This is a genomic window from Variovorax sp. Varisp85 (assembly GCF_047304045.1).
GTDB lineage: Bacteria > Pseudomonadota > Gammaproteobacteria > Burkholderiales > Burkholderiaceae_C > Variovorax.
The window spans coordinates 1-10,914 of record NZ_JBGLYN010000035.1 but is presented as its reverse complement, the minus strand read 5'-3'; the positions used below and the strand labels follow the sequence as shown (position 1 = coordinate 10,914).

At 63.0% G+C, this 10,914-nt stretch carries 10 protein-coding genes and 1 pseudogene; 6 read left to right on the top strand and 5 right to left on the bottom strand.

Annotated features, from left to right (window positions below; all coding sequences use genetic code 11):
• Positions 1–3: 3 nt before the first annotated feature.
• From ACCC97_RS15510 to ACCC97_RS15485, 6 genes are all read left to right on the top strand, one after another.
• On the top strand, positions 4–579 hold the full coding sequence (locus ACCC97_RS15510; protein ID WP_413333683.1) for an SRPBCC family protein: 576 nt from the start codon (positions 4–6) through the stop codon (positions 577–579).
• Between the two features lie 46 nt (positions 580–625).
• Positions 626–1,591 (top strand): Bug family tripartite tricarboxylate transporter substrate binding protein, encoded by a 966-nt coding sequence (locus ACCC97_RS15505; RefSeq protein WP_413333681.1) that lies wholly within the window; start codon positions 626–628, stop codon positions 1,589–1,591.
• Positions 1,592–1,593: 2 nt separating this feature from the next.
• A complete protein-coding gene (locus tag ACCC97_RS15500) occupies positions 1,594–2,727 on the top strand; it encodes a CaiB/BaiF CoA transferase family protein (RefSeq protein WP_413333679.1) in 1,134 nt (377 codons plus the stop codon).
• A 146-nt stretch (positions 2,728–2,873) separates the two neighbouring features.
• The gene (locus ACCC97_RS15495) at positions 2,874–3,602 is read left to right on the top strand and encodes an enoyl-CoA hydratase/isomerase family protein (protein ID WP_413333677.1); all 729 of its coding nucleotides are present in this window, start codon (positions 2,874–2,876) and stop codon (positions 3,600–3,602) included.
• A gap of 25 nt (positions 3,603–3,627) precedes the next feature.
• Positions 3,628–4,611: a Bug family tripartite tricarboxylate transporter substrate binding protein gene (locus ACCC97_RS15490; protein ID WP_413333675.1), complete on the top strand. Its 984-nt coding sequence runs from the start codon at positions 3,628–3,630 to the stop codon at positions 4,609–4,611.
• Positions 4,612–4,656: 45 nt separating this feature from the next.
• The gene (locus tag ACCC97_RS15485) at positions 4,657–5,493 is read left to right on the top strand and encodes an enoyl-CoA hydratase-related protein (protein ID WP_413333673.1); all 837 of its coding nucleotides are present in this window, start codon (positions 4,657–4,659) and stop codon (positions 5,491–5,493) included.
• 164 nt (positions 5,494–5,657) lie between these two features.
• Here the strand turns inward: ACCC97_RS15485 and ACCC97_RS15480 are convergent.
• The 5 genes and pseudogenes from ACCC97_RS15480 to ACCC97_RS15460 form a co-directional block, all read right to left on the bottom strand.
• Positions 5,658–5,861 (bottom strand): annotated as a pseudogene (locus tag ACCC97_RS15480) (IS66 family transposase zinc-finger binding domain-containing protein); the annotation flags it as partial.
• 223 nt (positions 5,862–6,084) lie between these two features.
• Positions 6,085–7,107 (bottom strand): helix-turn-helix transcriptional regulator, encoded by a 1,023-nt coding sequence (locus tag ACCC97_RS15475; protein ID WP_413333671.1) that lies wholly within the window; start codon positions 7,105–7,107, stop codon positions 6,085–6,087.
• Positions 7,108–7,239: 132 nt separating this feature from the next.
• Positions 7,240–8,451, bottom strand: coding sequence for a tyrosine-type recombinase/integrase (locus ACCC97_RS15470; protein WP_413333669.1), 1,212 nt, complete (start codon positions 8,449–8,451; stop codon positions 7,240–7,242).
• Between the two features lie 558 nt (positions 8,452–9,009).
• The gene (locus tag ACCC97_RS15465; RefSeq protein ID WP_413333667.1) at positions 9,010–9,873 is read right to left on the bottom strand and encodes a class I SAM-dependent methyltransferase; all 864 of its coding nucleotides are present in this window, start codon (positions 9,871–9,873) and stop codon (positions 9,010–9,012) included.
• Positions 9,874–9,938: 65 nt separating this feature from the next.
• On the bottom strand, positions 9,939–10,790 hold the full coding sequence (locus ACCC97_RS15460; protein ID WP_413333665.1) for an alpha/beta fold hydrolase: 852 nt from the start codon (positions 10,788–10,790) through the stop codon (positions 9,939–9,941).
• Positions 10,791–10,914 lie beyond the last annotated feature (124 nt).

The following is a 10,914-nucleotide window of genomic DNA, read 5'->3' as shown; positions in this document are numbered from 1 at the left end:
GCCATGCAAATCACCGGAAGCCAATCCATCGCCGCGCCACGCCATCAGGTCTGGGCGGCTCTAAACGATCCAGTGATCCTCAAGGGCTGCCTGCCCGGCTGTGAGTCGGTCGAGCGTGTCTCGCCTGAGCTCTTCCGCGTGGTCGTCGTGTCGGCCATTGGTCCGTTGCGGGCCAAATTCAACGGAGACTTGCGCCTGACTCAGGCACAGCCGCCGGAGTCATGCGTGATGGTGTTCGAGGGGCAGGGCGGTGCCGTGGGGTTCGGCAAGGGACAAGCCACCGTCGAACTGCTCGACGTCGGCAGCGCGACCGAGCTGCGCTATTCGGCGCAGGCACAGGTCGGCGGCAAGCTCGCGCAAATCGGTTCGCGGCTGATCGACAGTGTCGCGCGGAAGATGTCGGACGATTTCTTCGAGGCGTTCCGCAAGCTGGTGGTGCCCGCGCCGAGCCCTTCGATCACTGCCGAGGCTGACACGGCAACTCCTGCGAGCGCAAAGCGAAGCAGCGTTGTCCCCGTGTGGGTGTACGCCGCAGCCGCTGTCACGGCAGTCGTCTTGGGCGGGGTACTTCTGCGCTGAGATCGGCTGGCCACTTCAAATGAAAAGCTACTGAAGGAGACATCGGATGAAAGCCTTTCGAATACTTGCCGCAGTCGCGGCAATGGCGGTTTCTGTTGCCGCCAACGCGGATACGTGGCCAAGCCGCCCTGTGAAAATCATCGCGCCCGCTCCGCCGGGTGGCCCCTACGACTATGTTGCGCGTGCGCTGGCAGATGGCTTGCAGCGGTCGCTGGGCCAGCCGTTCGTGGTGGAGAACCGTGCCGGTGCGGGCGGCACCATCGGCGTGGATGCAGCGGCGAAGTCCGCGCCCGACGGCTATACGCTGGTGGTGGGCTCCACCGGGCCGATGTCGGTAGCTCCGGGCATGTTCCGAAAACTGCGCTACGACCCGGAGAAGGACTTCGCTCCCGTGGCCAGGCTCGTGAAGATGCCCGGCTATCTCGTCGTTCACCCCAGCCTGGGCGTCGACAACGTGAAGGATTTCCTCGCCAAGGTTCGGGCCGAACCTGGCAAGTTCTCGTACGCGTCGACGGGAAACGGGTTCTCGCAGCACACCAACATGGAGTTGCTGAAGAACATGGCCAACCTGTTTGTCGTGCCGATCACTTATCGCGGCAGCGGTCCGGCGGTGTCGGATCTTCTCGGTGGTCAGGTGCAGATGATGATCGAGCTCGGTCCGGTCGTGATCCCGCACGTCAAGACGGGACGATTGAAGGTACTGGCTGCGAGTACCGCCGCACGAACCGAGGCCATGCCTGAAGTGCCGACGTTGAATGAGAGTGGTGTCAAGGGTTTCGATGCATATACCTGGTTCGCGCTGTATGCACCTGCCGGCACGCCGGCGGACATTGTGCAAAAGCTGCACGCCGAGACGGCCAAGGTGTTGAACCAGCCCGAGCTGAAATCACGCCTGGCTTCGCAAGGAGCCGAAGTGGCACTGGCCACGCCGGCGGAGTTGGCGGCGTTCCAAGCCGCCGAAACGAAGAAGTGGACGTCGGTGATTCACCGAGCCGGCATTCTTCCCGAATAGCTATGCACGGTCCGCTCAAAGGCACCCGGGTTGTCGAGATCGCCGCCATCGGGCCGGCGCCTTTTAGCGCCATGCTGCTGGCCGACATGGGCGCGGACGTGATCCGCATTGAGCGCAAAGGCGAGCGGCCGCGCGCAGGGTCTGGAACGGCGGATGTCCTGCAACGGGGCCGCAGGTCGATCGCGCTCGACCTGAAGCAACCGGGCGCCGCCTCGGTGGTTCTCAAGCTCGTTGAGCAGTCCCACATGCTGATCGAGGGCTTCCGGCCCGGCGTGATGGAGCGCCTTGGCTTGGGGCCGGACACCTGCCTGGCGCGAAATCCTGCGCTCGTCTATGGAAGAGTGACGGGCTGGGGCCAGCAAGGGCCGTTGGCCCAACGTGCCGGTCACGACATAGACTTCATGGCTATCTCCGGTGCGTTGCATGGCATGGGTGATCCGGACCGACCGCCGATGCCGCCGTTGAATCTGGTCGGGGACTTCGGTGGCGGCGGCATGCTCCTCGCCTTTGGTATGGCGTGTGCGCTGATCGAAGCTCAGCGCAGCGGCCGCGGCCAGGTGGTTGATGCAGCAATGAGCGACGGATCGGCACTGCTCATGAGCATGCTGTACGGGTACCTGGCCATGGGGCGCTGGAAAGCGGAGCGCGGTGCGAACTTCCTCGACGGCAGCTCGCCGTTCTATCGCTGCTATCAGTGCGCCGACGGCAAGTGGCTGGCGGTCGGAGCGGTCGAGGCGAACTTCTATCGCGAGCTGTTGCGTCGCTGCGGCCTGCCCGAAGCTCTGCTCGACAGCCAATGGGATGAACCGAGCTGGCCGCAGACCCGGCGGCTGTTCGAAGAAACCTTTCGCACGCGGGAGCGGGATGATTGGTGCGAACTGCTGGTTGGCGTCGATACCTGCGTGGCACCGGTGCTGGACATGCACGAGGCACCGGCGTTCGCGCACAACGTGGCACGCGGCACCTTCGTGGAGATCGACGGTGTCACGCAACCGGCCCCGGCGCCAAGGATGAGCATGACACCCGGGCGGGCCGGACGCATCGCTGCGCCGGGTGAGCACACGCGGGCCATTCTTTCCGACCTCGGGCTCAGCGACATGGAGATCGCAAGGCTCGAGTCCGAGGGAGTCTGCTGAGGCGAAGCACTCGGAAGGTCCGTCATGCAACGCTGATGCAGCACGTGATTGATCGACCCGTGAGCCAGGCTCGCGCTTCGTGAGAAATCCTCGTTTGCCGCACCACCACGTCCGCAGACAAACTGCCTTCTTTTCCGGAGATAGTCATGAGCGAACAGATCCGCATCGAACAAGACGGCCGCGTGCTGCGCGTCACCTTTAACCGGCCCGAGGACAACGGCGTATCGGACAGCATGGCCTCCGCGTTGTCTGCCGCGCTGGCCACGGCCCACGAGACTTCGGACGTGGTGGTGGTGAGCAGCGTTGGTCCCGACTTCTGTACCGGCCGCATCCGCGATGCGGGCGGGCCGCCCCCGGCAGAGGCCTACGCCCGCCGACCGGAGTACGACGCCATCTTCAATAGCTACAAGTCGGTGCGCTCTGCCCAGGTGCCCGTAGTCGGGATTCTGCGGGGCCGTGTAATGGGCTACGGCACTGCGCTCGCGGCCCTCTGCGATGTCAGCTTCGCCGCCGACACTGCGACTTTCAACATCCCCGAGATCACTCACAACGTGATGCCGACCATGGTGATGTCGGCGCTGTATGACCGCGTGAATCGCAATGCCATTCTGTGGATGGCGTACTCGGCTGACTTCATCGACGCGAAGCAGGCCAAGGACTGGGGAATCGTGAGCCAAGTGGTGGCACAGGACAAGCTCGACGCGACCGCCGCCGGCTTCCTGGACGTTCTCCTTTCCCGCCCGCGCCCGGCTATCTTGGGACTCAAAGAGTACTTGCGAGTCGCCCCGCGCATGGATGAACAAGCAGCGATCGACTACGCACGTGCACTGCACTCGATGGTGAACACCTCGGCAGCGATGAAGAAGGCGCACTAAGCGCTCGGCGAGGAGGAGCCAATACATGGCCCGTGCGCAAGTTCGACGCCGTCAGTTCCTGTTGGCAGGTGCGGCCGTCACGGCAAGCCCGTGGGCGCTGGGCCAAGCCACCGCGAAGACGGTCAAGATCCTGGTTGGATTCCCGGCGGGGCAGGCGACGGATGCTGTCGCCCGGCTGATGGCGGAGAGTCTTCGAGGCGCGACCGCCCAAATCTACATCGTAGAGAACCGGCCGGGGCAGGGCGGCAGCATCGCCTTGTCGGAGTTGGCGCGTGCACCGGCGGACGGCAGCGTCATGATGCTGGCCCATATGTCGGCGGTTTGCACCAATCCGCACCTCTACAAGCGTGTCAGCTACGATTCCCTGAAGGACTTCGAACCGGTCGGCCTAGTGGGCGACCTTCCCTTCGTGCTGGTTTGCCACGCGGCCCTTCCGATCAAAAACGTTCAGGATCTGATCGCTTACGCAAAGGCGAATCCCGACAAATTGTCCAATGCCTCCTCCGGGAACGGAACCGTATCGCATCTGGCGATGGAGGAATTCAAGCGTCGAGCCGGAATCTCGATCGTTCATGTGCCCTACAAGGGTAGCGTGCCCGGACTGACGGACGTAGCGGCTGGCAACGTGTCTATTGCGCTCGAGACGGCTGCCGGCGTGGCCCCGCTCATTCAGAGTGGCAAGTTGAGGCCACTGGCTGTCGGGACAAACCAGCGCCTCGATGGGATGCCGAACGTTCCCACGATGCAGGAACAGGGCCTGGGTGATTTCGATGCCGCCACTTGGCTGATGGTGCTATATCCGCGAGGCGTGCGGAAGGACCTCGCCCACGACACTTTCGAAGCGATGCGGACATCTTTGCGAACATCGAGCGTGGAGCAGAAATTGACCACATTGAACTGCCTGCCACGATACAGCGCCAATCCCGATGCCGCGGAAAGTTACCTGCGCGCGGAGTACGCCAAATGGGGCAAAGTCGTGAGGCGCAGTGGCGTCAAGCTCGAAGGCTGAGATGGCCGTAAATGGTTCCGAATTCCCGACTCCTTCATAACCCGTATGTCCGAACCTCTTCTTCTCATCGATAACCCCCGTCCCCAGGTCCGAAGGTTCACCCTCAACCGGCCCGAAAAGCGCAATGCGCTTTCCAATGCCCTTCGCACCGAGCTGTTCTCAGCACTCGAGGCTGCCGACAGGGACGAGTCGGTGCGCGTGAGCATCATCCGCGGCGCGGGAAAGTGCTTCTCCTCAGGCTATCAACTGGGCGGTGGAAACGAAGAGGGTCAACCGTACTACACGTCGGACGGCATCGGCCAATGGCCCCGGCACGTGGTCGAGGGATCCTTCCGGATCTGGGATCTCGCGAAGCCGGTGATTGCTCAGGTTCATGGCTACTGCCTTGCTGGTGGTAGCGAGCTCGCGACGGCCTGCGACTTGGTCTATGTTGCAGAGGACGCGCAGATCGGCTATCCGCCTGTACGCAGCATGAGCCCACCCGACATGCAGTTCCACCCTTGGCTGATGGGTTTGCGGAATGCAATGGAAATGATGCTCACGGGAGATTCGATCAGCGGAGCGGAAGCCGTCAAAAAAGGATTCGCAAATAGGGCCTTTCCAGCGGAAGAGCTCGAGGAGCGCGTGCTCAAGATGGCAGAGCGAGTCGCAATGGTGCCCTCGGACGTCCAGCAATTCAACAAGCGAGCGACCCACAGGGCCATGGAGATCATGGGCGTGCGTGCTGCCATCCGTGCGGGGACCGAGATGCAAGCGCTGGCCTTCTTCACACCTTCCAGCATCGCCTATCGCGGGGAGTTCTCCAAGGGCGTGAGTCACGCGCTCTCCGTCCGCGACGAGAAGTTCGGGGACTATCGAGAAAGCGGGGATCAGGCCAATTGAGGCCGTCGTTCGAAGGGCATAGGGTGCTCGTGAAAGGTGCCGGCTGCGATCCAGGGTAAGCGCGTGGCGATCCCGTCTTGACTGCAGTCGCAGATCAGGCTGCCGACAACACCCAGCGATGCGGCAGCAGTTCGGCGACACGACTGGCGGGCTGCGTGGGCAGTCGTCGGGATGCCCTTGTCGATGATGTGCGGGGCGACCGGGGCCTGCACCAGCGTCTCGCACTTCGCGCAGACCCACTTGCCGCGCACGTGGCGCTCCACCGTAAACACGCCAGGTTGGTAGTCGAGCTTCTCAGCCACGTCCTCGCCGATACGCTGTAGGGGGCATCCTCCGGCACAGAGGGTGCTCCCGGGCTCGTGGGGCACATTGGCATGACGCGCTTAACGGCCAGGTCAAGTTCACCGCGATCGCACCACGGCGAAGCTCAAGGTGAATGTCATTTGCGACGGTGGGATCTGGCGCCAGCGTGAGCGAGACGAACTCGGCTTGCGCGTCGCCGGCCTTCGAGGCGATGTCTCTCGCGTCGGCCATGCGGCGCCACATGTGAACGAGGTTGGCGTTGCTGCATGGAGCCCGCCATCGTTTGCCTCATTGGCCCGATGCGCGCGTCCTTGCTGCAAGCCAGTTTTCAATTTCGCTTTCCAGCCAACCGACGCTTGAACTGCCGAGTTTCACCTGCTTGGGAAAGGTGGGGTCATAGCGCGGGGAGTTTGCGTCGAGTCGGTCATATATGGCCGAGCGCGACAACGAGGTTCGGGCCTCGACTTGGCGCCGGCGCAAGATCACGGTGGCAGCGCTGTGCTGCGTGGGTGCTACCCAAGCTTCTTGGCTTTCCCTCGGTGATCGCTCAGTCTTGCTGTCCTGTCGGGAGGATGGCGGCTTCATTTTCGGCCGCGGCGATGCCGCGATTGACGTCGTTACGGGAGCAGCGAAGTCAACGAGTGCTGTCGTCCCTTCTGCGCCTTTGGTCGAATTTTCTTTCACCAAATCACTTTGGTGATCGGCTTCAAGTGCTTTGGGCGGTATTGCCGCTTTTGTGGCCGAAGCTTTCAGTTTCGATGCGGAGTGGGTGGAGCGAGAGGCCGGATCATCAACCGTGCGAAACCGATGTGCCTTGAGGTAGTTCAACGCATCTTCGCGACGGATGAAAGTGTTCTTTCCTGCACGGCCCTCGTCGATGTGATGCTGATTGAATGCGATGAGATTGCCTGATGCGATTTCTTGCTGAAGTGCGAGGCGATGCTTCTCCTGAATCTGGAGTATCTGGTGGCCGTTGGCGGCAACCATTTCTTCGCTCACAAACACGGGCCTCCAAGGGAGGCGGTCAGGATGCTTCAGATAGGCATCCATGAACACCTCTCGCTCTCTTGGGGGCATACCGGCGTGTGGTGGCAGGCCTGGCAAGATTCGAAGCAGCGCTGTTCGTTCTGCCGCTGACATATCGGATTGGATCTCGAGATCCGAGGTCGGCAGCTTTACGAGTTTCTTCTGGAGCCAGGCATAGTCTTCGGCTTCTCGCATGCTGGGGCAGATGGACTTGGCGATGAGCCGGGTGAAATCCCAAAGATCGATGGGATCATCGAGGGGGAGTTGGATGTCAATCTTCTGCACGCACGACTTTCTTGGAAAATGCCATCTGGATCTCGATTGTTCGACGGAGCGTGGAGCTCAGTGTCGAATGTATCAACCTTGATTGCCAGATTGGGAGTGAAAATTGAGAGGAAGGGAGCAGACTGCCTGCCTTCAGGCTTCTTCTTTTTTCTCTACCTTGGAGCAGAAGTCATCCCATTCCTGCATCATCAAACGGCGCTTTTCCAGTGCATCCCCGCGCCGGTAGGCGGCCTCGACCTTGTTGTCCAGGGCGTGTGCAAGGGCCTGCTCAGCCAAGTCCCGTGGGTAGTTGGTGCGCTCTCTCGCCCAATCGCGAAATGTGGAGCGAAACCCATGGGGTACAGCATCCACCTCCATGCGACGCATGACGGCGGTCATCGACATATCGGAAAGCTGCTTGCCCCGTGCCGACGGAAACACTAACTCGTTGTCTTTGAGACGAGGTTGGGCACGAAGGATCCGAAGCGCTGATTCAGGCAAGGGAACGCGGTGTTCCTTAGTTGCTTTCATCCGCTCTGGCGGGATGGTCCACACGCCAGCGTCCAGGTCGAACTCCGGCCAGACCGCGCCGCGCACCTCGCCGCTGCGTGCTGCGCACAGTACCGTGAATTCCAGCGCCTTGGCCGCAGTTCCTTCTCGCTGACGCAGGTCTGCCATGAAAGCCGCCGTGGCATCGATGGGTAGCGCGCGGTGATGTTCGACCTTCTGGATCTTGCCGGGCGCCGGCAGCAGCATATCCAGATGGCCTTTCCACCGCGCAGGGTTCTCTCCAGTACGGTACTTGCGGACAGTGGCCCAGTCGAGCACGTTTTCGATCCGGCCTCGCAGTCGGGATGCGGTCTCGTTCTTGGTTTTCCAGATGGGCTCTAACGCCGCCAGCACATGCTCTTGACCCACGTCGCGGATCAAGAGATTGCCCATGACTGGATAAACGTAGGTCTTGAGGGTGCTCGTCCATTGGGCGCGATGCTTGGGGTTCTTCCAAGTGTCCCCATGCGCCTCCAGGAACCCTTCGGCGGCTTGCTGAAATGTCTTTTCGGTAGCTTGCTGAGCGCGTAGAAGGCTGACTGCGGCCTTGCGTTGAGCGATGGGATCGATACCCTGGCTGACGTCGTCGCGGGCTGCCCTTGCTTTTTCTCTGGCTCGGGCGAGGGGGACATCGGGAAAGCCGCCGAGCCCCATGTGTCGACGTTTACTGCCGACCATCGTGCGAAGCACCCAGGAGCGCGCACCCGCGTCATTGACGTACAGATAAAGTCCAGACACGCCGCCAACAGCGTGGTTGCCTGGTGACGTCAGCCTTCCTACCTGGAGCGCTGAAAGCTCCTTTGCCTTGCGTGCCATGATGCCGTTACGCCTCTGAATAGACCTACCATTGTTTCTACCATAAATTTGAGGATTGGAATGGATCGATCAGGATCGGTCAGGAAGGCTGCGGAGCCGTTTCTCCAATGAAGAATCACGAAGATAGGTTGGGTTAGGACTGCGTAGGACGCGGTGAAGGCAGACACACTCTCCGCCAGGAACAACTTTTTCAACATGCCGAAACGCGCCTCACCGCGCCCAGGATGAGGCTGAGCGTCGAGAAGAAGAGGCCGGAGACCGGCGGCGCGCACGAGCCGAGGCGGATGCGGTGCCCGCGCAACGTGCGCCCGAGCGGCGCGCCGTCCCGCCACAGCGGGCCATGCGACCTGAGTCGAGGCCAGCACCAACCGATGCAGCTCGCAGCGCTCCGCGCGAGGCCTATCGATCCGGTGGGCGGGGCTCTGACGGGTGCGGTGGTCGCGGCGGGCCGGGTTGGCGCAAGCCAAATGGCAAATGCGCGAGCTGGCGGGACTGATGGCGAGCTGACAAAACCGCCTCCGCTCCAACGGGTGGGGAGTCTTCCACTGCTAGACCCTGTCAGCGTACCGGATTGCGCGCCATGACGATCCACGCCGCGCCGCCGATCAACACCGACCGCTCACCGGGCTGGCCCGAAAAGGCGGCACGAACTGCGGCCGAAGCGCGGGCACGGATGTCGTTGGACTGATCATCGAGCGCGCGCGAAAGCGGGCCGACCTCGAGCGCCATCTTCACCGCGTCGTCGATCGCAGCGTCCCGCGTCCCGCCCTCGCCGAACGGGACGGAAGCATCGAAGGGCGCGATAGCGATATCGGTGAAGCCGGCTGCCGTCAGGATGCGCGCCACTCGTCCCTGGTCGCCGAACGAAAATGGGCCGGGCGCTTCGGGATCGGGCAGCGCGGTCAACGGGACGATGCTCTTGAGCGCGCCAATCGGCAGGCGCACCCAATCGTTCTCGGCCACGCCGCGCCAGCAGACGAAAGCGACCCGCCCGCCCGGCCGGAGCGCGCGTCGCAAGTGGGCGAACGCCCCTGTCGGATCGTCGAAGAACATCACCCCGAAACGCGAAAACAGGATGTCGAACGCGCCCTCGGGCAGCTCGGCGCTGCTGGCGTCGGCCACCCGGAACAGGGCCGGCGTATCCTGTGGCGCAAGCGCGCGCGCTCGGTCGATCAGCGCTTCGGATATGTCCACTCCCAGCACTTGGCCTCCCGGGCCAACGCGGGCGGCCAGAGCCAGACTCGACGCGCCCGCGCCGCAGCCGACGTCCAGCACGCGCTCGCCCGTCGCAGGCGCGACGGCTTCGATCGCGGCCTGGCCGAACACCGCCACCATGGCGTCGAGCCGGGCCTGGTTGGCGACCCAGCGCTCTCCGCTTTGGCCATTCCAGTCGGCGACCTGATAGGCATTTTTCTCTGTCATGCTATCTCCTTGTTCTGATTCGTTCTTAACTAGCTACCCTTTTATCGAGGCAGGGGGAAATGACGCTACTCGGCCCATGCCGCGATCCGTTTCGCGATCGCCTCGGGGGCCTCGATGTGCAGGAAGTGACCGACCCCGGGGATGACTTCCAGCGCGTGCGGAGCGGCGAACCGATGTCGGTCGTCGACCTGCTGGGGGAGGATGCAGCCGTCGGCGGCACCGTGAAGCTGCAACAGGGGCACCGCGATCGGCCGAGACAGGCGGCGCGTCGCTCCAAGCATGCCGGGGCGCAGCATCGCCCGGTAGTACTTGAGAGGCGCGGGCATGCTCGCCCGCAGGTGCTCGTGCAGCTCTGCCTGGAGAGCAGGAGCTAGCGAGAGGCCGGGCGACCACTGACGCCAGAGGTGGTCGATGAGGGCGAGATCGCGGGCGGCGGCCATCCAGCCGCTTCCCGGCAGTTGAAAGAGTCCCATGTACCAGCTCCGGCGTAGCTGAGCGGGGCGCGCAAGCTGGCGCATGAACGTGAGTGGATGAGGGATTGCGAGCGTGACCGCGCGTTCGATCCGCTCCGGCGCGGTGACGCAGGTATCGTAGGTGACCAGGGCGCCCCAGTCATGGCCAATCAACTCCACGGGCCGCCCGGGAGACCAGCGGTCGATCAGGGCGATCACGTCGCCGGTGAGGGCAGCGAAGTCGAACGGCCCCGCAGTCGGGGACGGGGCGTAACCGCGAAGCCATGGGGCGACGACGTGACGCCCACGGCGACCGAGCTCGGCAAGGAAGGGCTTCGCCGTCGGCGGATGGTCCGGGAAACCGTGCAAGACAAGCGTCGGCTGAGCTTCGGGATCACCACCCTGCAGCGCGTGAAAAGTGCCGTGTGGCAGGTCGAAGGTGACGTGTTCGAAGTCCATGTGCATCAGGCTTCTCTAAAAGTGCGTTTCCTCAGGCGCCGCGTGCGGATCCATGCCCTCAAGCCAGCATCGATTGCTGGGCGAAGATTCCCGCCATCGCGCCCTGCGACGATGCCTGGGTGACCGAGGG

Excerpts from the sequence above, each read along its gene's own strand:
- ACCC97_RS15465 (WP_413333667.1), bottom strand. The coding sequence starts at position 9,873 with ATGACAGAGAAAAATGCCTATCAGGTCGCCGACTGGAATGGCCAAAGC.
- ACCC97_RS15510 (WP_413333683.1), top strand. The coding sequence starts at position 4 with ATGCAAATCACCGGAAGCCAATCCATCGCCGCGCCACGCCATCAGGTC.
- ACCC97_RS15505 (WP_413333681.1), top strand. The coding sequence starts at position 626 with ATGAAAGCCTTTCGAATACTTGCCGCAGTCGCGGCAATGGCGGTTTCT.
- ACCC97_RS15485 (WP_413333673.1), top strand. The coding sequence starts at position 4,657 with ATGTCCGAACCTCTTCTTCTCATCGATAACCCCCGTCCCCAGGTCCGA.
- ACCC97_RS15500 (WP_413333679.1), top strand. The coding sequence starts at position 1,594 with ATGCACGGTCCGCTCAAAGGCACCCGGGTTGTCGAGATCGCCGCCATC.
- ACCC97_RS15490 (WP_413333675.1), top strand. The coding sequence starts at position 3,628 with ATGGCCCGTGCGCAAGTTCGACGCCGTCAGTTCCTGTTGGCAGGTGCG.
- ACCC97_RS15470 (WP_413333669.1), bottom strand. The coding sequence starts at position 8,451 with ATGGCACGCAAGGCAAAGGAGCTTTCAGCGCTCCAGGTAGGAAGGCTG.
- ACCC97_RS15495 (WP_413333677.1), top strand. The coding sequence starts at position 2,874 with ATGAGCGAACAGATCCGCATCGAACAAGACGGCCGCGTGCTGCGCGTC.
- ACCC97_RS15460 (WP_413333665.1), bottom strand. The coding sequence starts at position 10,790 with ATGCACATGGACTTCGAACACGTCACCTTCGACCTGCCACACGGCACT.